Here is a 26977-nt window from a genome sequence, read left to right on the forward strand (position 1 = left end):
CTTTAAAATACAAAACGCCCGATGAAGTACATCGAGCGTTTTAGTTAAAAAGTGTCAACCCATATCAGGACGGGTCAAACGCTTTAACTGTTCCCAAACAAAAATCCCCCTGTATTGGGGGGATTTATTAGCGCTTATTTGAAAGCGCTCAATACATAGCAATACTAAAGAGAGATTAGGTTGCTGTATTTGGGTCGAGAGGGCTAATGTAGCCTTTTGGTTTTAGAGCCAACACGTCGCAATTTATTTTATCAATTACGTGCTCCGCTGTATTACCAATAAAGACAGCAGAAAGCCCTGTTCGCCCTGTGGTACCTAAAATAACCATTGCTGCGTTCAAGCGCTCTGCAGCTGCCGGAATGACATCTTCAGGTAAACCTTGCTCAACTATCGTTTGTTCTTCATCAAGACCATGTTTTTGGCGTAGTGCTTTCATAGCCGTTAAATGATGACCTCGCACTGCATCGGTATAAGTCGTTGGGTCAAATTCAGGAAGTTCAATCGTAATATTCGCCGGTGTAACGGGGTAGGCGTTAACAAGATATGGCTTGGCCTCAAGCCGAGTGGTGATTTCTTTTAATCGCTCGACCATCGTATCGTTGAGATCAATATGAGTCGGGTTTTCTGAGCCCACATGTACTGAGGCAAGGATACTTGCTTGTTCCGGCCAAGCAGCATTCTTGATAAGAAGCACTGGAATAGGGCATTTTCGCAACAAGTGCCAATCTGTCGGTGTGAAAATGACAGACTCTAAAACATCATGCTTACGTGTGCCTTTGATGACTAGGTCATGATCGCCTGCATAGACTTCAGCAATAATCGCCTCATAAGGGCGGTTGTGCCAGACAACACAAACATCAAAGTCGAAGCCATCGTTTAGGTATGGTTGAGCAATTTTACGCATCCACTGCTCACGCTGATGAATGACACCTCGACGCATAGCATCTCTTTCATCCACTGATAGCATTGACGTCATGTCATACGAGAAATCGTAAATGGATAAAAAGAAAGTGATTCGGCTTCTAGATACACTTTTCTGAGCTAATTGAACAGCTCTTGCAAGTGCGGGCTGCTCATCATTATTGATGTCAGCTACAACAAGGATCTTACTGTATATACTCATAACTAAGCCCACTTCTATTGCAAAACCAGATACTGAATGTAAATTAAATCAGTATTTTGGAGTACTCACCGTACATTTTTACTGTAGCTTAGTTTGGAGAACTTTTTGAGGACTTTCGAAAGGAATTTATGAGAAATATGATGTAGCTCATTTTCGAGCTACATCAATAATTAGGGTGTATTATTCTTTAGTTACACCAGCAAGTTCCATCAATGCATCGTGGTCTAAGATAGTGATATATTTACCTTTTACGCTTAGGATCTCAGATTTCTGGAAACGACCTAACAAACGACTGATCGTTTCGACTGTAAGACCAAGGTAGTTGCCAATATCACCACGAGTCATAGTTAAACGAAACTCTCTAGGGCTGAAGCCACGCTGAGAAAAACGCGTTGATAGGTTGTAAAGGAAAGCAGCTAGTCGCTCTTCTGCGTTCTTTTTAGAAAGAAGCAAAATCATTTCCTGATCACCTTTAATTTCGTTACTCATCAAACGCATGATTTGCTGGCGAAGCTTAGGCATTTTACCCGATAGATCGTCTAAAATTTCGTATGGGATTTCACATACCATCGACGTTTCGAGTGCTTGAGCAAAGCTAGGGTGGGAGTCACCAGTGATAGCATCGAAACCGACTAAGTCTCCAGCTAAGTGAAACGCTGTGATTTGCTCATCACCTTGCTCTGTGATCGTATAGCTCTTGATGGTACCAGAGCGGATAGCGTATAGCGATTTTAGCTCATCACCGGCCTTAAAAAGCTCTTGTCCTTTTTGAATAGGCTTCTTACGTTCGATGATTTGGTCAAGCTGGTCAAGTTCTGCCTCATTTAGAGTGAACGGGATACACAGTTGACTAATGCTACAATCTTGGCAATGAATGGCGCAACCGCCTGATTGGATACGCTTTGTTGCAGGTTTTTCAGAAATCATAACAACCTTTCACTATTTGATATACATCAATATTTTAGCATCGCTTAATCCTAAAGGGTAGCAAAAATGTCACCTCAATAGAGTTTAACGTTATATGAAACCGAGTAACGCTAAGGCTCCTACAGCGGTATACGTACCATAGCCAATAAGGATTAATGCTGAAATATTTCTAAATATTAATGATTTTTGTAATTTCTGAAAATGATTGGCACCGTATCCAATAATAAGCATTGCAGGTAGCGTTCCGAGCCCAAACGCAAGCATAATTAGGCCGCCGTTCATCGCACTACCAGAAACCGCCGACCAAGTAAGCGCTGAATAAACTAAACCACATGGTAACCAACCCCAAATAAAGCCAAATGGCAACGCGTGAAGAGGATGCTTTAATGGTAACAAACTCTTCCCTGCCGGCGAGATAAAGCGCCAGAGATACTGCCCTAGCTTTTCTATTAAAAGTAAGCCTTGCCACCATTTAGCAATATACAGCGCGACCAGGATCATGAATAACGCAGCAATCAGCCTTAACCAAGCAAGAGAGTGCGTTAACCCACTAAGCTCAGATAAACCTGATATAGCACCACCCACTAATGCACCTATTAAGGTATAACTGAACAATCGTCCGAGGTTGTAGAAGAGGGGGATAAGAGGGGTGGTTTTATTTTTAGCAGAAGAGCCCATGGTAAGTAGAGACGCGATACCACCACACATACCCATACAATGACCGGCTCCTACTAAGCCGATCATCAACGCACCGATAAAATCAGGAGTCATAAAGGTCGCTACTTTTTATCACTATTAGATTGGTCTTCTTCGTCGAGAAGAATGTTGTGCCCTTGCCGTTCAAGATCTTCAAACTGATCGCTTCTTACCGCCCAAAGAAAAACGGCGACAGCAACACAAACGAGAACGATAGCGATGGGAATCAATATATAAAGACTTTCCATGTTTGCTTTCTCTACTTATTTCTCTTTGAGCAGGCGCAAAGAGTTAGATACAACGATAATTGAGCTTGCAGACATGCCAACTACTGCAATGTAGGGAGCCACTAAACCTGCGACCGCCAAAGGCAAAATTAACAGGTTGTAACCCAAAGACCAAGCCAAGTTTTCTCGAATAATCTTTCTTGTACGCAGTGCAAGCAAACGTGCCTCTAGTAGCTTTTCGAGATTATCCCCAAGTAACGTCATATCTGCAGAAGCTTTAGCGACATCTGTACCACCGCCCATTGCGACAGAAAGGTGAGCTCCGGCGAGAGTCGGCGCGTCATTGATTCCATCACCAACCATCATAGTGATACTGTTTTCGTCCAAGCTCTTAAGGTATGCAAGCTTATCTTCTGGCTTTGCTGACGCGACGATGTGATCGATACCAATTTCATTCGCCACTGGTTGGGCGTTTGAAAGAGAATCACCAGTTAGCAGGGTTGTCTTAATTCCAGCGTCAGCAAAGCGTTGAATAAAGGCTTTGCTTTCTTTTCGGATAGGGTCGCGGTAGTAAAAGCTAGCGACATGCTTGCCATCAACCGACAGATAGACCGCCTGGCTTTCACCACTTTCTTTGCCTTGAACAAAAGCAGCACTACCTATCTTAACGATTTTGCCATTCCATATCCCTTCAATCCCTGACCCAATCACGTTTTGCACATCAGACACGATAAAGTCATCATTGGTGAAAGTTGCAAAAGAACGAGCGATAGGGTGGTTTGCATGAGCCTCTAAAGCTGCAGCTAGTGATAGACAATCTTTCTGTGGGAGATCACTAAGTACCTTTGTTTCACAGATCTCAATATCACCTTTCGTTAGAGTGCCTGTTTTATCTACAACTAAGTGGTTGATCTTACATAATGTCTCAAACACATGGCCTTTACGAAGTAAAATGCCAAAATTACCCATTCTAGAGGTAGCACAAGTGAGTGCGGTCGGTGTGGCCAGAGATAGCGCACATGGACACGTAGCGACTAACACAGACAGCATGATCCAAAACGCATCATCTGGTTTTGTTTGATGCCAGTAAAACCAAGTACCAGCAGAGATAATAAGAATCACACCAACAAAGTAACGGGCGACAATGTCTGCAATTTCCGCAATTTTAGGTTTGGAGTGTTGAGCTTCATCTTGTAAACGCACGATGTTAGAAATCATTGAATCGGCCTTTGAGCTTACTACCTCAAGTTCAAATGATTCGTCTCCGTTTAGCGTTCCCGCATAAACAATATCGCCTTCTCGTTTCACAACGTGCACTGACTCACCCGTTAGCATGGATTCATCAATATGAATACGGCCTGAAATAACTTTACCGTCAGCGGGGATATGTTCACCAGGTAGAACGCGAATACGATCGCCAACTTTTAGCGTCTTCACGGGTATCTGATCACCGTCCAGCGTTGTAGCAATTGCCGGAATCAACTTAAGAAGGTTACCACTCGCTGCAGCAGCTTTGCGACGAGCGCGCATCTCTAAGAATCGACCTACTAACAAAAAGAAGGTAAACATCGAGATAGATTCAAAGAAGACTTCGCCTTGTTCAGTTACTGTTGCAACTAAACTTGCAACATAGGCAAAGATCAACGCGATAGAAACCGGGACATCCATACCAAGGGTTCGGCCTTTGATACTGCGCCATGCGTTTAAGTAAAATGGAAGAGCGGAATAAAGCAAAACAGGAGTAGCAAAAATCAAACTTACCCAACGAAAGTAACTTTTAAACTCTGGCTCTAAATCACCAAAGACTTCGAGATACAGTGCAACGGCGAGCATCATGACCTGCATGGTTGCTAAACCTGCAATACCTAGCCGATATAGATATTGCTTCATCATTCGATGGTAAGAGGCTTCTTGCTTATCTGCTTCAAAAGGTGCAGCTTTGTAACCAAGTTTATGAATAACGGAAAGGAGCTCGCTTAACCGTACCTGAGTTTTATCCCAGGCTAGTAACGCTCGATTGGTGGTTGTATTAACACGAATAGATACCAACCCGGCTGTATTGGAAACTTGCTTTTCGATTAACCACGCACAAGCAGCACATGAAACGCCTTCTAAAGAAAGGGTTACTTCAGAAACATTTTCGCGATTTCGTACGAATTCAGATTGTACATCCGCATTGTCATAATGAATTAAAGCTTGGAGTTGCTCTGGTACTAGATCTGCCTTTTCTGCAGGCGCAGTGCGGTATTGGTAATATGATACAAGACCACTATCGACAATAGTCTGCGCCACAGTTTCGCAGCCCGGACAACACATGTCGCGAATTTCACCCAATATTTCTACTTTGAAATCCGTGTTGGCTGGTACATCTTCACCGCAGTGATAACAGGATTTACACATATGCTTACTTCATTAACGGTGTTGAAGAGGCAGGAAACTCAACTTTACCTTGGATCATCCATTGCTTGTCGTGTGGTTGTAGTTCAACAAACCATGGTCCTTGAATAGATTCCTCAGCTTTTAGTCGGTAATTACCAGATGCATCCGCTGTTACAAGCTTTGTGAAGTCACGATCAGGAAGAGTACGATGAGTGAAAGTGGCCGTTAGAGCAGGGTAATGAGGTAGCTTCCCTTTAGCGAAAACAATCACAACATTGTTATTTTCAGAGGAAATCTCAGCGTTAAGACCTAGGTCACGAGCGACATTCATTTTACTAATGTCGATATTAATGCCTTTGCCTTTTTTATAGTAATCCTCGGCGACTAAAGAAACAGAGTTGTTCGAGAAAACGACCACAGTAATCACAGTCCAAACTACGACAGTAAGAGGAAGGATGATTAGGAACCACGGCCAAAATTGTTTATACCAAGGCTTTACCATAAAAAAGTTCTCAACAGCTAAATGAAAAAATGTAAGGCGTTAAATTTAAAGGAAAGACAGCCCCTATGAAAGGGGCTGTTATTGCTATGTTACGTAATATCTCAGTTACTTACTCTCTGAGTTACTTAAACTCCAGACATATGAGGCAACGAGCTGAACTTTATCTTCACCCAAAATGTCTTTCCACGCAGGCATTACGCCTGAGCGTCCGTTCATTACGGTTTCTGTTACAGCTGCACGAGAGTCACCAAATAACCAGTCTTGGTCTGTAAGGTCAGGCGCACCGACTGCAGGGTTACCCTTACCATCGGTACCATGACAAGCAGCACACACTACGAAGCGTGCTTTACCTGCCGCGGCTTCACGAGCATTTACTTTACGACCAGATAGACTAAGTGTGTAACTTACAACTTCTTGAACACCTTGCTCACCAAGGGCATCTTTCCATGCTGGCATTTGACCAATACGGCCGTGCATGATGGTTGTAACGATCGCTGCTGGCTCGCCACCATATAGCCATGCATCATCAGTCAGGTTAGGGAAGCCTTTCTGACCACGTGCATCAGAGCCATGGCATTGAGAACAGTTTTGCAAAAACAAACGCTGACCAACTTTTAATGCTTCAGGATCTTGCGCAATTTCAGGAATTGGGCGTAGACCACTGTCATTGTGCGCAAGTTTACGGAATGCTTCGCCGAAGTAAGCGTCGGCATCATCCAGTTCTTTTGCATATTGGTTTAGTTGCTTGTTCTCTTGTGCTGCAGCGATGGCTTCTTTTGACTCTTCTAGTGAGCGAACGGTTTGAGCCGAACTCTGCCAGTTTAAAAAGCCCTTGAAGCTACCTAGACCTGGGAATAGGGCAAGGTAAACTGCTGCGAACACAAATGTGCTTACAAACAGGTAAGTCCACCACTTTGGTAGAGGGTTGTTTAGCTCGCGAATACCATCGTACTCGTGGCCCATGTCTTCCCCTTCCTCGACGCCCATTTTATCTTTAGCGCACCAAGTCAGGAGAATCGCACAGCCTACTAGCGTACCGACAGTAATCACGATAATCCAGAGACTCCAGAATGTAGTCATTACTTCTTCACTCCTTGGTTATTAGGGGTCTTTTGTTCTTCGTCAGCAAACACCAAGTTGGCATCTTCTTCAAAGCGTGCTTTACGCTTTTTACTAAATGCCCACCATACGATGCCAATAAAACTAGCGAAGAGTACAACGGTATAAATACTATGAATTGTACCGAAATCCATATGATCCCCTTACTTCATTGCATGACCAAGAGACTGAAGGTAAGCGATGATTGCATCCATCTCTGTTTTACCTTCTACTTCTTTAGCCGAATTCGCGATCTCTTCATCAGTGTATGGAACGCCGAACTGATCACGAAATAGCTCAAGTTTCTTCTGAGTTAGCTTACCGTCTAAAACGTTTTCAGCTAGCCACGGGAAACCTGGCATGTTTGACTCAGGTACAAGCTCACGAGGATCTAACAGGTGAACACGGTGCCATTCGTCAGAATAACGACCACCAACACGAGCTAAATCCGGGCCTGTACGCTTAGAGCCCCAAAGGAATGGGTGTTCCCAAACACTCTCACCAGCAACAGAGTAGTGACCGTAACGTTCAGTCTCTGAGCGGAAAGGACGAACCATCTGGCTGTGACAGACGTTACAACCTTCACGGATATAGATATCACGGCCTTCCATCTCCAAAGGAGTGTAAGCGCGCAGATTTTCTACAGGTTCAGTCGTTTGCTTTTGGAAAATCAGAGGAGTGATCTCTACAAGAGCACCCCAACTGATAGCAAACACGATAAAAATAGCCAACAAACCGACATTACGTTCTAAGATTTCATGGCGATTATTAGAATTATTACTCATTCTTAAATCTCCTTATGCCGGATGTGGGATAGCTTTTAGGCTTTCTTTAGGTGCACTTACCGTTTTGTACGTGTTGTATGCCATTAGGAACATACCAGATAGGAAGATAAATCCGCCTAGGAAACGTACAAAGTAGAACGGATAAGACGCTTCTACAGATTCAACAAAACTGTAAGTTAGCGTACCGTCAGAGTTAACCGCGCGCCACATAAGACCTTGCATTACACCAGAGATCCACATCGCAACGATGTAAAGAACGGTACCGATTGTTGCTAGCCAGAAATGCACATTAACTAGACCAACAGAGTACATACGCTCTTGGCCAAATAGGCGAGGTACCAAGTGATATACAGAGCCGATAGAAACCATCGCAACCCAACCTAACGCACCAGAGTGAACGTGACCAATGGTCCAGTCTGTGTAGTGAGAAAGTGCGTTAACCGTCTTAATCGACATCATCGGGCCTTCAAAGGTAGACATACCGTAGAACGACAGTGAAACGATTAGGAAACGTAGGATAGGGTCATAACGAAGCTTATGCCATGCACCAGATAACGTCATAATACCGTTGATCATACCACCCCAAGAAGGAGCAAATAGAACCAGCGACATAACCATACCTAGAGACTGAGTCCAGTCTGGTAGCGCTGTATAATGAAGGTGGTGAGGGCCTGCCCAAATATATAGAGAAATAAGTGCCCAGAAGTGAACGATAGATAGACGGTAAGAATAAACAGGACGTTCAGCTTGTTTAGGAACGAAGTAGTACATCATACCTAGGAAACCAGCGGTCAGTAGGAAACCTACCGCATTGTGTCCATACCACCACTGAACCATCGCATCTACTGCGCCCGAGTAAATCGAGTAAGATTTACCAAGTGACACAGGAATAGCCATGCTGTTCACGATGTGAAGTACTGCTACTGTGATAATAAAGGCACCGAAGAACCAGTTTGCCACATAAATATGTGACGTGTTTCGCTTCACTAGTGTGCCGAAGAACACCACCGCATATGATACCCATACTAGCGCAATTGCGATATCAATAGGCCATTCTAGCTCAGCATACTCTTTACCCGATGTTAAACCGAGAGGCAAAGTAATGGCTGCTGCCAGGATGATTGCTTGCCAACCCCAAAAGGTGAAGGCAACGAGTGGGCCACCAAAAAGACGTGTTTGACATGTGCGCTGTACAACATAATAAGACGTTGCGAACAGAGCACTGGTACCAAACGCAAAAATTACCGCATTAGTATGCAGTGGACGTAAGCGACTGTACGTCAACCACGGCGTATCAAAGTTTAGCTGTGGCCAAACTAATTGAGCGGCAATCAAAACACCAACAGCCATACCAACTATGCCCCATAAAATGGTCACAAGGGTAAATTGGCGAACGACTGTATAGTTGTAGTTTTGTTCAAGCTGCTTTACTTGGCTCATTTGCATGCTTCCAATTTCTAATTAACTACACTTTTACTTCCAACACGACTTGCGTCGTAACACCACCCAAGTAAACTCTAGAATTCAAGTGTTATCATCACCTTATTTCCATTGCTGACTTTAATAAAAAGTGGCATTTTCAGCGTGACACTATACTTGAATTAACAATTCAATGACAGGGTAGTAACCTTACTGGACCTCTGGAAATCATTTTTTATTTAAAAAGTTTGAAGTTTGTAACAAGGATATTAGTAATTATGCCTGCACAAAAGTTAACAAAGGCGCGACTTGCACAAATCTTAATCATGCTCAGTGTTTTAATAGGCGCATTTTTCTGGCGTACCTTTACACACGAGAGTATTAATAGCGTTGACTGTTCACAAAAAGAACGATGCGATGTAACAATTGAAGGAGAAATAATCACGATTAATCGTGACTCAATGGGAATTTCGCTCGAAACGACAGAAAGTAGCACTCTAAAAATTGATCTAAATCAATCTGGTAATTTTATCAATCTCAACGAGAAGCATAAGTCAGTAGAATGGGACATCATGCCTGAATCGAAAAAAATCACCTTTAAAAAAGGTGAAAACATTGTTGTAGTTCAATTATAAATACGATCTATCACGAGATAATCGTAACTTATTAATGAAATTAACACCTTCTTACCTAGAGAAAATTGGTTGGAATGGTATAACAGCAGAGTGATATCCAATTATAAAATCGTATGCATTGCCAATCAGTTTTTACTCATATTAAAGATGAAGACTCAGCGATAAAAACGCTCAGGTCCGAATTGACACAACAGAGCTTGTCTTACGTGATGTGTTACTACACGGAAGAATACAATTTTGAGTTGATTCGAGAAGCGTTTCTTGCGCATTTTCCTGGTGTGCCTTTTCATGGCGCCAGTTCATGTCAAGCCGTAATGACAGATCAGGGCTTTCATACAGGCCCAGTAATTGCGGCACTTGCTGTTTATGATACAGGTCCTCATGCTTATGGTACTGGTATTTCTAATCACAACTCAGGTGACAGCGTCACCAAGGCTTTGGATATGGCCCTTGAGAACGCAAACCGTGTAGGAGAGGTACCAAACTTAATTCTACTTCATGCTACACCAGGGCAAGAGGAATCAATCATTGCGTCTATAGATGAAAGATTTGGAACTCTAATTCCAATTATTGGTGGTTCGGCCGCTGATAATAACATCGCTGGGAAATGGTCTGTGATAACCGCCCAAGGCTCTCAAACTTCAGGTTTAAGCTTAACTCTCTTTTACTCCTCTCAACCTGTTGATATCGCTTTTAGCGCTGGGCATACACCAACTAATATCAAAGGTGTTGCAACCAAGACCAACGATAGATGCTTACTTGAAATTGATAATGAACCTGCGCTCAATGTTTATAGAAGGTGGACAAATCACCAGGATAACCAAGTAGGTAAAGATAATATGCTGTTTACAAACTCGAGTGCTTATCCATTAGGGCGGATCGCAGGTCATCTCTATGATCGCCCATATTACAAGTTATCCCATCCGATCCGTGAGACGCCAGATGGTGGAATCGAGTTGTTTACACGAATAGAAGAGGGTGACGAGCTCACATTAATGAAAGGAAGTCGTGAGCATCTCGTTGCGCGCGCTGCAAAAGTCGTCAATGCCGCTTTTAACCAAAAATTAGAAGAGTCTCGAAAAATTGGAGTGATAAATATCTTTTGCGCAGGTCCCATGTTGCACTTAATGCAAGACATGAATAGCGTTTGTGAACAAATTAACCAAGAACTAGAACATTTGCCTTTTATTTGCCCTTTTACTTTCGGCGAGCAAGGTAGATTTATTGGTGGTGAGAATGGACATGGAAACCTGATGATTTCATCGGCTATATTCCATAAACCTTATGAAAGATAAATACTTAGACATATATCAACAGGAAGCGCTTCAAGAAGCGTTAGTTGAGCTAAAGCAGGCTAGACAAAGAGAACGACTACTCGCTGATGAAAACAAGGCCATTCTTTCCGCGATATCTGCGATGAGTGAGGCAAAGAATCGGCATGAGATATTTACGGGATTAAACAATGTCCTCAAAAAGTACATCAACTTCGATGATTTTATTGTACTGACTCGCGATGGTGAGCGATATCCCTTCAGGACATTGATATCAACTAATAGCGTATTTGACAATGTATCCTGGTTACACGGTAACACCTATCAAAGAGCTCTCAATGGTGAATGCATTCTACTGTTCGAGCCAGATAAACTCGCTGAGTTTGTTAACTTAAACAGCTTTATAAAAAGCCATGTAAACTCGGTCGTTTTAACTGGTATACGTTCAGAAGTAACGCAAACCGTAATCCTACTTATTGGAGCTCAGAAAGGGCACTTTAGCATAGAGAATAAGGAAACCTTGAGGCGGTTTCGTCCCTTAATTGAAAGGGCGGTCATTGATATCGAGACCAAAGAGAAGTTACAACGTATCGTTGAGGTAAGAACAACTCAGCTCGCTAAAGCAAGAGAAGAAGCAGAGCTTGCGAACCGCTCTAAGTCGGAGTTCTTAGCGATGATGAGCCATGAAATAAGAACCCCTTTAAATTCCGTTCTTGGAATGCTAGATATACTGAAGCAATCAACCTTGTCAGAAGAACAAATTGATGCGTTGAGCCAAATGGAGTGCTCTGCAGAGTTACTTCTCGCGATAATCAGTGACATTCTTGATCTCTCTAAAATCGAGTCTGGTCGCTTTCAGCTCAATGAACAATGGATTAATTTAAGAGACACTGTCACTTTTGTTATTTCTCAGCAAAAACAAATAGCTAAGAAGAAAAATCTCCAATTTAAACTCAACTGTACTGTCACTAATGACAAACAATTTTGGATTGACTCCACGCGGTTATCTCAAATCCTGTTTAATCTAATAGGGAATGCAATAAAGTTTACAGACGAAGGTGAAGTAAAAGTTTCTGTATCTGAGCAAGATGCTGAACTTGTGATCTCAATATCTGACACTGGAATTGGTATATCTAAAGCAAAGCAAGAGCACTTGTTTACGGCATTTCATCAAGGAGACCGTTCCATCACGAGACGCTTTGGTGGTACAGGACTGGGACTCGCAATAACCAAGCATTTAGTTGAAATGATGCGTGGCAAGATTGCCGTTAAAAGTGATGAGCATGTTGGTTCAACCTTTACGATTTCGATTCCAGTTTTGACTCGTTGTAATCAAAATCGTCCAGTTAGAATCGAAACCAATCAACCGACAAAAGCAATGGAACTTCTCGTCGTAGAAGATACCGAGTCGAATCAGTTCGTAATAAAGCTTATCTTAAATAAGCTTGGCCATAATGTTCATATCGCAAGCCATGGAGCAGAGGCATTAACATTTTTAGAAGAGAATGAGGATTTAATCGATTTGATTCTCATGGATGTCTCGATGCCAGTGATGGATGGAATTACCGCAACAAGACTTATTCGAGATAAAGGTCTCAGGACCCCAATTATAGCGTTAACTGCACATGCGCTAGAAAGCGATAGAGATAAATGCCTGGATGCCGGTATGGACGGATTCATTTCCAAGCCAGTTAGAAGACAAGATATCTTTGAAGCTATACAGTCATTTCAATAAGCAAAAAGGCGTTAATATAGATCTTAACAATCGATAGATTATTAAGATCTATATTAAGTATTTTATGGTAAATAACCATTATGTTTAATACTTACAGTAAGGCCCTTAAATTTAAAATCTGCAGGGGAATAGGAGCATACTCAGACAGCATTTAGCGTACAGCAATATTTAATTTAACATAATATACATAATGCGCACTAATAGTGTAAGCCCAAAGCGATAATGTCCTAGTATTTCCAAGTGAATCTGTCCTATGTTTGCTTGGAGGTATCTAGGAAGTTAGTTACGATGAACTACCATGAATTGCAACGTTTCTCCAGTATCCAAGGTGTGTTAAACAATAAGTTAAAGTGCCGAGAAGCCACATCCATTCTTGGAATAAGCTACCGGCACTTGTCTCGCATACTTTATGCCGTAGCAGAACCTCATCCTAGCCCAAATCACGCAGCACATCAGATTGTGATGAGAAACGGTAAGGTAACTGCGATGATTGATGCAAAATTACAAATGTTAGAATTTGGTATAGGGATTAATGATGCAATTAATGGTGTTTGGTTACCTAGATCCAGTGCTTATAAAGATCACTACACTACTCCAAAAGCTCCACCTCATTCACGAATACATGGTACAAATTATCAGAACTGGATTGGCACGCTTGGAAGAATTAGGCATAGTGAGAATGTATTTAAGTCCACACTGCTGAACTGCTTAACTGCTTAACTGCTGAAAAAGCAAATACAAGATGGTTCTCATCCTGAGAAAATTCTGGAGAAGAAAGATGCTAACTGGAAACCTACTGTATGACTGTATACAAATTAAAAAGTAAACCTCGAGAATTTAAGGTCTTAGAGCATGACCCTTATAAGCGAGCTCTCGATTCAGATGACTTTAAGTTGTTAAGACGACTTCGAAGAGCCCCTGTTGATTCAACCAGCTTGAGAGATGTTTGGGTAAATGAATATGCAACATTTACTCAACACTTTAAATCTGCTGAAGCAATCCCAGACATATCTAAATGGAGAACATTTCTTGTCTTGAGAGAAAATGCATATCAGGTAGTACGAGATGTAATTGATTCTGACGGTGAGTTCTTACCGATTACAATCGATGATGAAAGTTTTACCGTGTTCAACGTGATGTCCTTTGGAGAAGAAGACAAGCAGAAAATCAAATTTGAAGACATTGACGGAGAACAAGGATTATTAGAGAAACTGGCATTTATAGAAAGCGATCTTTCAAATAAATATGTCTTTAAATCAAAAGGTGAAGGTTGTACGTCAATTTATTGTGATGACAAACTCATATCGTTATGTGAAGAGCACAATTTAAAGGGACTTTCGTTCGATACAAATCTACTCGATGTATTTGAAGATTAATTCATCAGAATTTTTGTATTAGTTCAGACTAGATCTGAGACTCCAATTTGAAAAGAAGAGAGTTACCCACTTTGATTAAAGGTGCTTAATCACTAATCAAAGACAATAATTTGTGGTTATGCTTACGAAGCAAATCAAATCTCTTATTGAAAATTGATGCGCGCTTAGTCCTCGACTTACTGGCGTGTTCTTCTGTAAGCACCTGAATCAATCTATGTATGGTGATGATGGCCAACTCACTGAATTTGCCATTCAACGGCATAACTGTTACTAACTTAAGCGCTACCAAACTAAAAAGCCTTTCATACTCGCCTCGTACAACAGCAAAAATCAGCTAAACGCTCTAATCGCTCCGCAACGAAATCTGCCAAAAATCACGAGCTCAGTTCACTCGCTCTTAATCAAGGCGTTCTGAAACATTTATAAGCCTGTGGTTATATGGAGGCGAATGTACTTTTCGGGGTATTTGTAACGATAGCGTTTTCCTTTCTTCAAGTTGGACTTAACGTACCTACACACTTTTTGGTCACCACTGCTGGTTACTCTTTTTATTACTGCGTTTTTACTTTTGTGCTCCATTTCTATCATGACGTCACAATAACCTTGATAGCCATCAAACTTATTGTCTACTTTCTTTTGAAGCTTAGTCTTAATCTTTTTAGCCAACAGGTTCGTTTCTGAATCGTCAGCAAAAACTGAATTACTTGCAAAGATCAATACCATTAAAGTTACAACGTATCTCATCGTTTTGGTCCGTTTATGTTGTTGATTGTTCGATGATAAGTAATTTTTCTGTAGATACGAAAATGGGACGCCACATTGCGTCCCATTTAACATGATGAAGTAACTGATATGTAATTAAGCGCGCTTCTTGCCTTTGTTTGCTTTGAAGCCCTGGTGCGGAAAAACGTTACGAATCCTCTGTTGAACTTTTTTGGGAATGCCTTTGGAAAAGCTTAAGCGCATTCCTGTTCGTTGGCTATACACCTTCATTTCACCAGTAAACGGGTTATGCTCACTAATATCCTGTAAGTTGTGTTTGAAAGAAGGAGGTAGATGCCCTTTTACGTTACTAATATGGCCATTATCGAACTTTACTTTTAACACCGGCCTATCGACTGCGATCAACCAAAAGATCACGATGGCTGCAATTAAGATTACATATAACATTTGGCACTTCCTATCCTAGCTAGATAGCAATTTACTCAAATCCTCTTTAATTGAGGTAACTTTTTGACTCGCTTTTTCACTTCTCGACGCTTCGGAAAGCAAATATTCAATTGCGTCAGATAACGTACAACCAAGTTCATTCGCTCTACTAGAAAGCTTTTCCCAAACTCGGTAATCTAAATCAATGGATTTCTTCTTTGTATGGACTTGCTCTGCATTGAAGTGACGTTTCCGTTTCGCTCGGATAGCCTGCTTGAGTTTATTATCTAACTCTTCTGACATGTGGTTTTCTATCCAAGCTAAGACAAGTGTAGGCTCGTGTTCAAGGCGTTTTAGTTCTGCGACCGCTGCATCTGCTTCGCTTGTATCAATATGTCGGGTAATCGCTTCACCATCTTTCCATTTTTTGATGAGATACTTCCATTTCCACCCACATTCTAGATTCTCAAGCTGTTGATATTTCATTTGTTCCGACCCATAAACATAACCTAGTGACAGCGTAACCCAGATGGTTTACTTGGGCAAATAAAACTCTTAGAAGTATCGATGTTGATCACTCATTTGTCTAAGTATTGTTCATTGAGAGTTGAATGCCGAGAGCAAACCAAATTGGTGCTAGGGTGTTATAGTCCGTTTCGTTATAATGTCGGCAAGATTGAATTACGATGAATTTTAATGAACCAACTTAATTGGCAAGACGTAACACCTTCACTTGAGCAGTACGAAGCACTTTTAAAGTCTGCACCTTCGTTACCAAAGAAGTCTTTTACTGATCTCCAACCGAGAATGTCGGCAACGATATCTCGTTTTTCAAAAATTTCCGGATTGACGCGAGTACTACTCATTAACTGCGTAGATAATTCTGTATATAGAGAGTTCATCAGTAAAGCTCTTCAGAGCCAGTCTAACGCTGCGATAGTTTTGTCGGAATCACTTGATGCCAAACGTTTATTTGACCGTTACAGTGTTGATGTAAGTGGTGATATTGCCTTCCAACCTGGTTTAATTTCACAGGCAGATAACGGTTACTTAATAGTACCGGCTAATCTAATTTTGGCTAACCCAGGGCTTTGGCCAAATATAAAGTCTGCAATTCAACAAAACCTTATCGAGCCACTGAACCTAAGCCCTACTCGTTTACCTACTTCAGTACCGCAAGCTAAAGCTTATGATGTAAAACTGATTGTAACAGGAGAAAGAAGTCAGTTAGCAGAGCTAGAATACATCGATGAAGACTTCTGTTCTGGCTTTGCCATGTATACGGAAGTTGAAGAAGATATTCATCTGTCAGAGCAGAATTTGACAGATTACTTTGGTTTAGTGAACTGGATATGTTCTCAATATCAGCTGCCTCACTTAACTGAATGTGGTTTTAGAAGATTGTTGCTAGCCGGTATGAGATTTACTGAAGATCAACATTATCTGCCTTTAGGAGTAATGTGGCACTCTCAACTTCTAACGCTTGCTAGCCAGTTCAGTGATGGCCACGCATTAGATTACAAGTCGTTAGATAAAGCGATTGACGATAAGTATTACCGAGAATCTTACCTTCCTCAGCGTGCCGTGTACGATATTTTAGATGGCCAAGTCATCATTGAGACAACTGGGGAACAAGTTGGTCAAATCAATGGCCTAACCGTTATTGATATGGCTGGGCACCCTGTCAGCTATGGTGAGCCTGCACGAATATCTTGTGTAATTCATTTTGGTGATGGCGATGTTTCCGATGTTGAGCGCAAAGCTGAGCTTGGAGGCAATCTACATGCAAAAGGCATGATGATTATGCAAGCTTTCTTGAGCTCTGCTCTGAAACTGGATGAACCACTGCCTTACTCAGCCTCCATCGTATTTGAACAGTCTTATAGTGAAGTTGATGGTGACAGCGCATCTCTTGCAGAACTTTGTTGCTTGGTGAGTGCTTTATCTGAATCTCCAATTAATCAACAAGTTGCGGTTACAGGAGCTGTTGATCAGTTTGGTCGAGTGCAAGCCGTCGGTGGCTTGAACGAAAAAATTGAAGGCTTTTATCAGGTTTGTAAACATCAAGGTTTTACAGGAAATCAAGGTGTTGTGATGCCAAAATCAAACCTTAAACACCTTGCATTACATAAAGATGTAATAGAAAGCATTAAAAATGGTGAGTTCCATATTTGGTCCGTTTCTACCGTAGATGAAGCTATTCCGATTGTAATGAATAAACCTTTTAGAGGTGAAGACGATAGCATTATTGGCAAAATAGCGGAACGTATTGAAAACTTTGAAAGACATGAGCATCCAGAAGGAATTGTGCAGCGCATCAAAAACTGGTTTGTCTAGTACTGATCGGAGTTGTTTAGCGTACACGTGTTCACTAAGATGCAGCTATCAAAAATTGGAGTAATTGATAATGCAAAACAAACGTGATTCTTATAACCGTGACGATCTACTTGCTTCTAGCCAAGGCGAACTGTTTGGGCCTGGTTACCCTCAGCTTCCTGCGCCAAACATGCTAATGATGGATCGTGTTACTAAAATGTCTGAGACTGAAGGCGATTTTGGTAAAGGTTTGATCTTGGCGGAATTGGATATTACTCCAGATTTGTGGTTCTTTGACTGCCACTTCCCTGGCGACCCTGTAATGCCGGGTTGTCTTGGCCTTGATGCGATGTGGCAACTTGTTGGTTTCTTCCTTGGCTGGGTTGGTGGCAAAGGAAAAGGTCGTGCTCTGGGTGTTGGCGAAGTGAAGTTTACAGGTCAGATCCTGCCAACAGCGAAAAAAGTGACGTACGAAATCCACATGAAACGCGTTGTAAACCGTAAGCTTGTGATGGGTTTGGCTGACGGTCGTGTATGTGTGGACGGCAAAGAAATCTACGTAGCAAAAGATTTGAAAGTTGGCTTGTTCCAAGACACTTCAAGCTTCTAATCACGATTTTAATCGATTTATTAAGGCTCCTATTTAAGAGCCTTTTTGTTATCGAGTGTTAACCTACTTCCCTATGTCCCTATAATGTAGAAAAGGCTCCGTAGAGCCCTTTCGAATCCTTCTTTTTGTATGTGGAGAGTTTATTTGTAGAGACCAGATTGTCTTTCATCTCTGGCATCACGCCAACCACCTAACCAATACGACCGAGCATCAACTTGTTGATATGGGCAAGCCTCTTGAGACCTTCCATTCAATCCAGCTTTGTAGCCTTGAGATTGAGCTCGTTCTAGGCGATCACGCTTTTGTCTCTTCATAGTTAATTCCTCATACAGGTCCATTTACTAACGTACAGCTGTTATTGTGAAACTTTGATGGAGTTTTTATGACTCCACTTATAAGAATCGATCAAAGTAGGCAATTTCTCAAGGCATAAAAAAAGCAGAGACTCAAATGTGTGAGCCTCTGCTTGATTTAAAAATTACTGACGATTTTTAACTATTTTCTACGGAACCCAAACAATCCAAGCATGGTCAAAGCTAACCAACCAAGGCCTGCACCTTGACGCTCTGTCGTCGTTGAGTCAATGCTTCGAGATACGATGTCGTCCTTAGTTGCGTCAGCAATAGGTACTAGTTTGACTGCTACAATTTGCTCTTCAGAGCTACATGTCGCATTGTTTGCTGTTGTACTATAACCACCTGCACATTTCATAGCAGTACCAGAGATCACACCTGCATCATTGATATCAGTTGCGTCGATAATACGGAACTGATTGTTTTGTTCAGAGTAATCACCGCCGTTAGTCAAACTGTCTAGGAACCAAGCTTTTCCATTGAATAATGTTGCAGCACGTTCACTAGTCTCGCCACCTACGCTATATGGATAGATAAAACCGCGCTTACGACGTGGCTTGCCATCGTCTTCACGAGTCGTTTCTGCATCAAGTTGCCCGACGATTTCATTGTAAGAGTTGATACCGCCCATCTTACCGCCCGCACCGCTAAAGAAAATGCCAGTAGTTGGGTAAAAAGCGCTAATAGAATCCTTACGAACATCATCTACGATAAAGAGACGATTCGGAGCAGAGCCCGTTGGCATTAAGTATCCGCCCGAACGTTTTGCTTCACCAATAGCAACAAAATTAGAGTTAACGTCGGTTAATCGTGAGTTTGTATGAACCGTATCATCACCCTCGCGCTGTCTAGCTCCTACAACAACTTTGTTTTTCCAAGTTGCGTTTTCAACGCTACCTTCGGCTTCTAGAGTTCCGACAAAAACAGTCGCATTCAGGTAGTTATCATCACTGTAAGTGTTGTAACCTACGCCATAGACCGTAGTTCCATCAGTGACAAGGTCACGCATGCTCCCTTGAGCTAACCTTTCTCCATCTTTAGATGTGCCACTTGGCCAAGCCAATTCACTGACGGTTCCGCTTTGATCCCAAATCGCTGCTTTTGATGTGTGGTGAGATCCATTGGTATTGCTTGCTGTTCGAGAAACACTGCCAACAGTAAAATTGCCGTCTGTGCTCCAAGCATGGCTTTGCACAACACTTGCGTCACCATCGCCAGTAAGAATATTTGGCTCTACTGGTGCAACTACGGTATTTCGTGTTTCTAATGTAGAAGTATTTTCTGTGCTAACTTTACTCTGATTACCGACAGCTGCACCATCCTCGGTAAGCTGGTTGATAACATTGTTATATTCATTTTTATAAGCAGCAGAATCTTCTTCTATGAACGCTAACGCATTAGAAGTAAAGTCTTTACTACGTTCTTTATTCCACGGCGTCCAGTTTACTGAAGCCCAAGAGTCACAGGTGGAATAGCGAAGCTGGTTGTAACAGTAACGCTCAAAGTCTTTGAGTTCTTGGATGTAATAAAAGCCAGCGTCTAATCCGAATGGGATTTCTTCACGATAGCTGTTCCCATCCACGGCTTGTGTCGCTGAAATCGGTGTAGTGCGAGTTTCCATTGCAAGTTTAAACTGCTCTGGCGTGCAGTTTGCTGCTGCATCAAAGCAGCCTAAAGCGAAAGGTGAACCTGTTGAAGGATCTGTACCTGCGTCGCCCTGTTGAATTGCAACCCCGTAAGCCGTTTGGTAGTCACCGTTTGAACCATGATCCTGAGGTGAAACCTCAACAACTTGATACAATGCCGCCTGTGCGTTCATTGTGGTACCAACCATCATTGCAATGGCGGTCAATTTGAATTTATTACTACAATTCATTGAATTCTTAACTATCCTGTTGCATTGCTTCGAGTTCTTCCCATCTCTCGAATGCGATTTCCAACTCCTGCTCTAGTGCAGCAAGCTGTTCCAATACCGGCTGAGTTTGCTCTACAGGTTTAGCAAAGAACTCTGGATCGTTCACTTGCTCCTGAAGGCTCTCGATATCCGACTCTAATTGTTCAAGTTTAGCTGGTAGAGCCTCTAATTCTCTTTGCAGCTTATACGATAACTTCTTCGAATTGTTCTTAGGTTGCGTAGTTTTGGGAGTTTCCTCAACCACTTTCTCTTTCTTCGTTGGTTTTTCAACCTGACTGCGCGAAGCAAGAACTTGGTCACGCTGCTGTTTAGCATCATGATAACCACCAACGAACTCTTCGATTATACCGTTACCCTCAAAAATCCAGCTGGTTGTTACTGTGTTGTCTACGAACTCACGGTCGTGACTCACTAACAATAATGTACCCTGATAATTGGCAAGCATTTCTTCTAAAAGTTCCAACGTTTCGATATCCAAATCGTTAGTTGGTTCATCAAGAATAAGTAAGTTGTTTGGTTTCAACAAGATACGGGCTAGCAATAATCGGTTTTTCTCACCACCAGAAAGTGCCTTAACCGGGGTTCTGGCGCGCTTAGGTGCAAATAAGAAGTCTTGAAGGTAACTCAGCGCATGACGCTGACGCCCCCCAACCATTACTTCTTGTTTCCCATCCGCTAAGTTATCGATCACTGTCTTTTCTGGATCCAAAATCTCTCGGTACTGATCAAAGTACGCGACTTCTAATTTTGTTCCGCAGTGTAAACGACCAGACTGCGCTTCCAATTGCCCTAATAGCAATTTAAGTACCGTACTCTTACCGCAGCCATTTGGTCCGATAAGTGCAATACGGTCACCACGCATGATGTTAAAGCTAAAGTCGTCGACAATTGTCTTGCCTTCGTAAGCAAAAGATACATTTTCTGCTTCAAATACAATCTTACCTGAACGAGAAGCATCATCGATGTTTAGGTTAACTTTACCTTGAACTTCACGACGGTCACGACGCTCTTCACGAAGTTTTTTAAGGGCTCGAACACGGCCTTCATTACGAGTACGACGTGCTTTAATGCCTTGACGAATCCACACTTCTTCCTGCGCTAGTTTCTTATCGAACTCAGCATTTTGCATTTCTTCGACGCGAAGCATTTCTTCTTTGTCATTCAAATACTGTTCGTAATTACCAGGGAAAGAAGCTAATTGACCGCGATCTAAGTCAACGATGCGTGTCGCCATCGACTTGATGAATGCACGGTCGTGAGAAATAAAGATGATCGAGCCTTTGAAGTCTTTTAAGAAGTTCTCTAACCATTCGATCGTTGTCACATCGAGATGGTTTGTTGGTTCATCAAGAAGCAATACATCAGGATCACAAACCAGCGCACGAGCTAAAGCAGCTTTACGTTGCCAGCCACCGGATAGATCGGTCAGTTTGGTTTCTGGGCTTAGTTTTAAAGCGCCAAGTACGTTCTTAACACGGTCATCAAAGCGCCAAGCGTTAGAATGATCAAGTTGCTCTTGAACTTTCGCCAAACGGTTAATGTTCTTCTCACTTGGGTCTTGAGCAACAAGATCGAGAAGATCGTGATAGATCTTCAATTGTTCGCCGATTTCAGCCAAACCGCCAGATACGTATTCGTAAACCGTACCCTCTTGATTGCGCGGTGGATCTTGTTCAAGCCGAGAAACTACTACGTCTTGAGTTATTTGAATCTTGCCATCATCCAACAAAATGTCGCCGGCAAGCACTTTCATTAACGTAGACTTACCTGCTCCGTTACGACCAACTAAACAAACGCGTTCGTTTTCTTGAAGAGCGAACTCCGCTTTGTCTAGCAATGGGTGGTCACCAAATGCAAGTTGTGCGTTATGAATGGTAAGTAATGCCATTATTATCCAACCAATGTGTGAGTTGTTCTAAGTCAAACGGCCAGTTCAACTCAGAATCTTGATATTTTAATACGGGTATTGTGACGCCGTAACGAGAAAATAGTACATCATCGAACGCAATATCAATGATATCTGTTTGCTCGGCCAAACCGACTTGGTCTACTAGAGCAAATGCCATCTCACAAAGATGGCATCCCTCCGTGCTATACAATATCAGCACGTATTAATCCTTTTGTTTATACTACGCGTGCGTTACTAGCCAACAGTTATGAATCTGTTTATTACGCGCAAAATCTAATGGTAACGTTTGAGAAGAAATATTCTGAGCCTTCAAACCCAATTCAGCGAGTGATTCTTCATCCATCTTGAAGTGACGTTTGTTATTTGAAAATACGATTGTGCCTTCACTTCTCAGTAAACGTTTGAGGTTCTTCATTAGCTTAATGTGGTCACGTTGTACATCGAATGATGTTTCCATACGCTTAGAGTTAGAGAACGTAGGTGGGTCAATAAAGATCAAGTCGTACTCACTTTTTGCGTTTTCTAGCCATTGCAAACAGTCCGCTTGTTCATATTTATGTTGGCGCCCTACACAGCCATTAAGCTGCATATTGTCTTTCGCCCAGTTCAAGTAGGTGTTTGACATATCGACAGTTGTAGTGGAACGCGCACCACCAACTGCAGCGTGCACTGTTGCACTACCAGTGTAAGCAAACAAGTTAAGGAAATCTTTACCCTGTGCCATTTCGCCAAGACGACGACGAGTGATCTTATGATCCAAGAACAGGCCTGTGTCTAGGTAGTCATGAAGGTTCACGATCAGCTTCACACCGTACTCGTTTACTTCGAGCGTCTCTGATACCTGACCTAATTTTTGGTACTGGCTTCGACCTTTCTGCTTCTCACGAACTTTCAGTACAACTTTGTTCGCTTCGACACCGGTCACCTGAATCGTTGCACGGATAATGTCCGTTAGACGACGCTTGGCTTTTTCTTCAGGGATGTTCTTAGGTGCTGCGTACTCTTGAATCACAATTTGATCGCCGTACACGTCGATCGCTACGTTATATTCTGGAAGGTCTGCATCGTAGATACGATAGCAGTCTAGTTTCTCTTTACGAGCCCACTTGCCAATCTTGCCAATGTTTTTCTTCAAACGGTTTGAGAAGTCTGGTGCGATTTGAACGTTAGTATCTGCACCTTTAACTTCATCAGCGCTGCGCTCGGCAATGCTGTAGTTCTTTTGGTGACACGGTAACGCACCATTGTTCAATTTAAACTGTTTATCAGCGCGCATACGAAGGCAACTCAAGAGCTCGTCTGAGCTAGAGAAGATAGATGCTTTACATCCGCCAAACTCAGATTTTAGCTGTCCACCGAATGCGGTATAGAGCGCAATCAGCCCCGGCTCAGTTCCTAGACGCTCACCGTAAGGTGGGTTTGAAACGATAACACCGTGTTCAAATCCTGCGGGACGAGTAATAGTTGCAGCATCACCTTGCGCAAACTCAATCAACTCTTCAACACCTGCTCTGCGGGCGTTTTCTTGAGCGACTTTTAATACTTTGGGGTCGTTATCGAATCCAAAAAACTTAGCGTCAACTTTCTTGACACCTCGTCTAGCTTGAACATTAGCCTCTGATTTAATCTCAGCCCAGGTCTCCGGTTCAAAGTCTTCCAAAACTTCGAAGCCCCATTGTTTGCGCTTAACGCCAGGTGCCATGTTGGCTGCCATCATCGCCGCTTCAATAAGCAAAGTACCAGAACCACACATTGGATCGAGTAATGGTTGATGCCCATCCCAGCCACAACGCATGATAATCGCAGAAGCAAGCGTTTCACGTAATGGCGCACGACCCGATTCTGGTCGATAACCACGCTGATGAAGACCACTACCTACCATGTCTACCCCAAGCAACGCTTTATCTTTATGCAAACGAACGTGAATACGAATATCTGGGCGTTCTTTGCTGATATTAGGACGTGGCAAGCCTTTATTCTCAAAGCAATCTACGATGCCATCTTTAACCTTCATAGCTCCGTATTGGCTATTTCTAATCTCACGGTTTGTGCCGTTAAAGTCCACAACAAAGCGTTTAGAGCTATGAAATTGGTTAACCCAGTTAATAGTGGAAGTGGATAGATACAAGTCCATGTCGTTGTTACACGTGAACTCAGATAAAACACGTACAAATCGAGACGCTAAACGGCTCCACAAACAACAGCGATAAACCTGTTCGTTTGTCGCTTTAAATTTTACGCCTGCCTGTACTGGTTTCGCATTTTCAATGCCTAGTTTAGTCAGTTCTTCAACAAGCAAATTTTCCATGCCATTTGAAGTTACCGCGAGATATTGATTCATAGTGTTCTTTCGCTGATAAAAAATGGCTTCAATTATACCTGACTTTACGATCAATGCCTCGTTTTTAAAGGTATTTTCCCACCCGTTAGTTCAAATCATCACCACTCAAATGATCTAAAACTTTCAACATCTTTAGTTTGAATGTTTTTCATTCATGAACGTATTTTGTTTCCTTTAGAAGAAGTGAATACTTATTTACATGCATTTTGGTATATACCAGTCGAGATTGATTGATGTAAATTACTTACAAATACCCTTTATAGGGGAATAAATAGGGTTGTTTTAGGCGCTAGGTTGCCTAATTAAAGGAGTAATCAAATTGAAATAAGTAAAATAAAAGTGACCAGCTTCATGTTTGCATGCATAGAAAACAAACAGTTTCATGGTCTTTCGGATTGGAGTGTCAGAGGAAAGGACAAAAAAAATCGACCCAATAAGGTCGATTAAGGCAAACAAAGGAACGAAATAAAGAAAAATTAAACAGCTTTAACCCACCATTGCCATAGGGGTCATTGCAAAGAGGTGGTTTGCACAAGCCATGCGATCATGCATTACTTTAATCGGCTGCCCAAATTGAAGCGCCTTATTGCCATCAAGAACAAAGGCTTCTTGGTTAACATAAGCACATAAGCTCGATGTTTCGCCTGGTTCTAGAACGATGAACATACCATCAGAATATTGATTTGTGAGAAAGACCATGTCCCCTTCTTGAGGTTCATAATCAGAGGACTGTGCATCGAAGAACCAGCTCTTAGGCTGTACAGGTTTATGAAAACGCTTTGCAGCAACACAATACAGTGTTAATTCAGCTTGGCGATATTCACTGATATCGAGACAGCGAATGCGCTCATTAAACGTTTGAAATGCGCTGGCGTCATCAACGGTAAATTCACTGTTTGAGAAGGCACAGTTAACCAACAATTTTCGGGATAGATTGGTTTGGAAAATCATTTCCTCCCCCAGATCCAGCATTAAGCAAGCTTTTTGCTCGTCAAAATACCAATTCCATTTGTCGCTGGGTTTAAGCATTATTCCGTTCTCTCTTGACTAGTTAAATCAGTGGTAAAGAGGTAAGACGCTTAATTACCTACTCGTGATTTTTAAATTCTACAAACGAACGGATAAAAAAAAAGAGGAAACAAAGTCCTCTTTTTTATGTAACAGGTACTGATTTTTCAGTAGTTTTTGATGTATATGTTAAAGATTTTTAACAATATCACGTACGAGACCTGGGCCGTGGTAAATAAAGCCAGTGTAGACTTGAACAAGTTTAGCGCCTGCCATGATCTTTTCTTTGGCTGCAACATAGGAATCTACACCACCAACACCGATAATTGGAAGTTTGTCTCCAAGCTCTTCATGAAGCTTACGTACGACCTCCGTAGAGCGTGATTGCACAGGGCGACCACTCAAGCCACCTGCCTCATTGGCGTGTTTCATCCCTTCTACGATCGTGCGATCCAAAGTTGTGTTAGTCGCGATCACACCATCTATATTGTTTTTCAATAAAGAATCGCAAATTTGGCAGATTTCATCGTCACTTAAATCTGGCGCAATCTTTAATGCTAACGGGACGTACTTGTTGTACTTCTCTGATAACTCCGCTTGTTTCGCCTTTAATTCGGAAAGCAGTTCATCAAGCGCTTCACCATATTGAAGTGAACGAAGGCCTGGAGTGTTTGGCGATGAGATGTTTACTGCAATATAGCCAGCATACTCATACACTTTTTCCATACAAATCAGGTAGTCCTCTGCCCCTTTCTCAATTGGCGTATCTTTATTTTTACCGATATTAATTCCGAGAACACAATTGAATTTTGCTCGTTTAACATTCTCGATCAAATTATCAACGCCTAGGTTATTAAAGCCCATGCGGTTGATGATCCCTTCTGCTTCCACTAAACGGAATAAGCGTGGTTTATCATTACCTGGTTGTGGTCGTGGCGTTACAGTGCCGACTTCGACAAAGCCAAAGCCCATGGCATCAAATGCTTCAATACATTCGCCGTTTTTATCTAAACCAGCCGCAAGACCAACAGGGTTACGGAATGTTAGACCCATACACTCAACTGGACGAGTTGGTAACTGTTGGCGGTAAAAGAGATCAAGTGGTGTGCCGTTAAAGCGTTGGAAGTTCTTGATTGCAAGATCATGTGCCTTCTCGGCATCGAGTTGGAAAAAGCCAGTTCTGGCTAGACGGTAAAGCATTGT

27 protein-coding genes are annotated in these 26977 nt (G+C 42.1%); 7 read left to right on the forward strand and 20 right to left on the reverse strand.

Going from position 1 to position 26977, the window contains the following annotated elements; translation table 11 throughout:
- Positions 1-175 precede the first annotated feature (175 nt).
- From uspE to ccoN, 10 genes are all read right to left on the reverse strand, one after another.
- Positions 176-1123 (reverse strand): universal stress protein UspE, encoded by a 948-nt coding sequence (gene uspE, locus R8N47_RS07765; protein ID WP_064353932.1) that lies wholly within the window; start codon positions 1121-1123, stop codon positions 176-178.
- Between the two features lie 180 nt (positions 1124-1303).
- Positions 1304-2050, reverse strand: coding sequence for an FNR family transcription factor (locus R8N47_RS07770; protein ID WP_005377497.1), 747 nt, complete (start codon positions 2048-2050; stop codon positions 1304-1306).
- A 90-nt stretch (positions 2051-2140) separates the two neighbouring features.
- Positions 2141-2821 carry a sulfite exporter TauE/SafE family protein gene (locus R8N47_RS07775; protein ID WP_064353933.1) on the reverse strand — a complete coding sequence of 227 codons (681 nt, stop codon included), beginning with the start codon at positions 2819-2821 and terminating at the stop codon, positions 2141-2143.
- A gap of 8 nt (positions 2822-2829) precedes the next feature.
- A complete protein-coding gene (gene ccoS, locus R8N47_RS07780; protein WP_005377493.1) occupies positions 2830-2994 on the reverse strand; it encodes a cbb3-type cytochrome oxidase assembly protein CcoS in 165 nt (54 codons plus the stop codon).
- Between the two features lie 15 nt (positions 2995-3009).
- Positions 3010-5373, reverse strand: a complete 2364-nt coding sequence (locus R8N47_RS07785; RefSeq protein WP_064353934.1) for a heavy metal translocating P-type ATPase — start codon at positions 5371-5373, stop codon at positions 3010-3012.
- A 4-nt stretch (positions 5374-5377) separates the two neighbouring features.
- On the reverse strand, positions 5378-5854 hold the full coding sequence (locus R8N47_RS07790; protein WP_005377489.1) for a FixH family protein: 477 nt from the start codon (positions 5852-5854) through the stop codon (positions 5378-5380).
- A gap of 105 nt (positions 5855-5959) precedes the next feature.
- The gene (gene ccoP / locus R8N47_RS07795; protein WP_005377487.1) at positions 5960-6934 is read right to left on the reverse strand and encodes a cytochrome-c oxidase, cbb3-type subunit III; all 975 of its coding nucleotides are present in this window, start codon (positions 6932-6934) and stop codon (positions 5960-5962) included.
- Positions 6934-7107, reverse strand: a complete 174-nt coding sequence (locus R8N47_RS07800; RefSeq protein ID WP_005377485.1) for a cbb3-type cytochrome oxidase subunit 3 — start codon at positions 7105-7107, stop codon at positions 6934-6936. Before R8N47_RS07800 ends, ccoP begins: the two co-directional genes overlap by 1 nt.
- A 9-nt stretch (positions 7108-7116) precedes the next feature.
- Positions 7117-7737: a cytochrome-c oxidase, cbb3-type subunit II gene (ccoO, locus tag R8N47_RS07805; RefSeq protein ID WP_005377475.1), complete on the reverse strand. Its 621-nt coding sequence runs from the start codon at positions 7735-7737 to the stop codon at positions 7117-7119.
- A gap of 12 nt (positions 7738-7749) precedes the next feature.
- Positions 7750-9177 (reverse strand): cytochrome-c oxidase, cbb3-type subunit I, encoded by a 1428-nt coding sequence (ccoN, locus tag R8N47_RS07810; RefSeq protein WP_005396488.1) that lies wholly within the window; start codon positions 9175-9177, stop codon positions 7750-7752.
- Positions 9178-9434: 257 nt separating this feature from the next.
- Between ccoN and R8N47_RS07815 the strand changes: the two genes are divergently transcribed.
- The 5 genes from R8N47_RS07815 to R8N47_RS07835 all read left to right on the forward strand — a co-directional run bounded on the left by R8N47_RS07815 (position 9435) and on the right by R8N47_RS07835 (position 14173).
- The gene (locus R8N47_RS07815) at positions 9435-9791 is read left to right on the forward strand and encodes a hypothetical protein (RefSeq protein WP_064353935.1); all 357 of its coding nucleotides are present in this window, start codon (positions 9435-9437) and stop codon (positions 9789-9791) included.
- Positions 9792-9904: 113 nt separating this feature from the next.
- Positions 9905-11086 (forward strand): FIST signal transduction protein, encoded by a 1182-nt coding sequence (locus R8N47_RS07820; RefSeq protein WP_025766636.1) that lies wholly within the window; start codon positions 9905-9907, stop codon positions 11084-11086.
- Positions 11076-12797: an ATP-binding protein gene (locus tag R8N47_RS07825; RefSeq protein ID WP_025766635.1), complete on the forward strand. Its 1722-nt coding sequence runs from the start codon at positions 11076-11078 to the stop codon at positions 12795-12797. The genes R8N47_RS07820 and R8N47_RS07825 overlap by 11 nt, the downstream gene beginning before the upstream one ends.
- A gap of 288 nt (positions 12798-13085) precedes the next feature.
- A complete protein-coding gene (locus R8N47_RS07830; RefSeq protein WP_064353937.1) occupies positions 13086-13517 on the forward strand; it encodes an AHH domain-containing protein in 432 nt (143 codons plus the stop codon).
- An 80-nt stretch (positions 13518-13597) separates the two neighbouring features.
- Positions 13598-14173, forward strand: coding sequence for a hypothetical protein (locus R8N47_RS07835; protein WP_064353938.1), 576 nt, complete (start codon positions 13598-13600; stop codon positions 14171-14173).
- Positions 14174-14593: 420 nt separating this feature from the next.
- Here R8N47_RS07835 and R8N47_RS07840 read toward each other — a convergent pair whose 3' ends face one another.
- The 3 genes from R8N47_RS07840 to matP all read right to left on the reverse strand — a co-directional run bounded on the left by R8N47_RS07840 (position 14594) and on the right by matP (position 15808).
- Entirely contained in the window at positions 14594-14917 is a 324-nt protein-coding gene (locus tag R8N47_RS07840; protein ID WP_025766620.1) for a hypothetical protein, read from the reverse strand.
- A gap of 114 nt (positions 14918-15031) precedes the next feature.
- Positions 15032-15343, reverse strand: a complete 312-nt coding sequence (locus tag R8N47_RS07845) for a DUF3634 family protein (RefSeq protein WP_005377468.1) — start codon at positions 15341-15343, stop codon at positions 15032-15034.
- Positions 15344-15358: 15 nt separating this feature from the next.
- Positions 15359-15808 (reverse strand): macrodomain Ter protein MatP, encoded by a 450-nt coding sequence (matP, locus tag R8N47_RS07850; protein ID WP_005396497.1) that lies wholly within the window; start codon positions 15806-15808, stop codon positions 15359-15361.
- 210 nt (positions 15809-16018) lie between these two features.
- Between matP and R8N47_RS07855 the strand changes: the two genes are divergently transcribed.
- Entirely contained in the window at positions 16019-17659 is a 1641-nt protein-coding gene (locus R8N47_RS07855; protein WP_064353939.1) for an AAA family ATPase, read from the forward strand.
- Positions 17660-17729: 70 nt separating this feature from the next.
- On the forward strand, positions 17730-18248 hold the full coding sequence (fabA, locus tag R8N47_RS07860; RefSeq protein WP_005390081.1) for a bifunctional 3-hydroxydecanoyl-ACP dehydratase/trans-2-decenoyl-ACP isomerase: 519 nt from the start codon (positions 17730-17732) through the stop codon (positions 18246-18248).
- Between the two features lie 140 nt (positions 18249-18388).
- On the opposite strand, the gene rmf is transcribed toward fabA, so the two are convergent.
- From rmf to pyrD, 7 genes are all read right to left on the reverse strand, one after another.
- Positions 18389-18562, reverse strand: a complete 174-nt coding sequence (gene rmf, locus R8N47_RS07865; protein WP_005377453.1) for a ribosome modulation factor — start codon at positions 18560-18562, stop codon at positions 18389-18391.
- Between the two features lie 181 nt (positions 18563-18743).
- Positions 18744-20477, reverse strand: a complete 1734-nt coding sequence (locus R8N47_RS07870) for a DUF3466 family protein (RefSeq protein WP_064353940.1) — start codon at positions 20475-20477, stop codon at positions 18744-18746.
- A gap of 7 nt (positions 20478-20484) precedes the next feature.
- Positions 20485-22404 carry an ABC transporter ATP-binding protein gene (locus tag R8N47_RS07875; RefSeq protein WP_005377449.1) on the reverse strand — a complete coding sequence of 640 codons (1920 nt, stop codon included), beginning with the start codon at positions 22402-22404 and terminating at the stop codon, positions 20485-20487.
- The gene (locus R8N47_RS07880; RefSeq protein WP_017821808.1) at positions 22382-22624 is read right to left on the reverse strand and encodes a glutaredoxin family protein; all 243 of its coding nucleotides are present in this window, start codon (positions 22622-22624) and stop codon (positions 22382-22384) included. Before R8N47_RS07880 ends, R8N47_RS07875 begins: the two co-directional genes overlap by 23 nt.
- Positions 22625-22645: 21 nt before the next feature.
- The gene (gene rlmKL, locus R8N47_RS07885) at positions 22646-24766 is read right to left on the reverse strand and encodes a bifunctional 23S rRNA (guanine(2069)-N(7))-methyltransferase RlmK/23S rRNA (guanine(2445)-N(2))-methyltransferase RlmL (protein ID WP_062730585.1); all 2121 of its coding nucleotides are present in this window, start codon (positions 24764-24766) and stop codon (positions 22646-22648) included.
- A gap of 486 nt (positions 24767-25252) precedes the next feature.
- Positions 25253-25795, reverse strand: coding sequence for a cell division protein ZapC (locus R8N47_RS07890; protein ID WP_005377444.1), 543 nt, complete (start codon positions 25793-25795; stop codon positions 25253-25255).
- Positions 25796-25963: 168 nt separating this feature from the next.
- Positions 25964-26974: a quinone-dependent dihydroorotate dehydrogenase gene (gene pyrD / locus R8N47_RS07895; protein WP_017634281.1), complete on the reverse strand. Its 1011-nt coding sequence runs from the start codon at positions 26972-26974 to the stop codon at positions 25964-25966.
- Positions 26975-26977: the final 3 nt, after the last annotated feature.

The sequence above is a fragment of the Vibrio sp. 2132-1 genome (genome assembly GCF_033344315.1).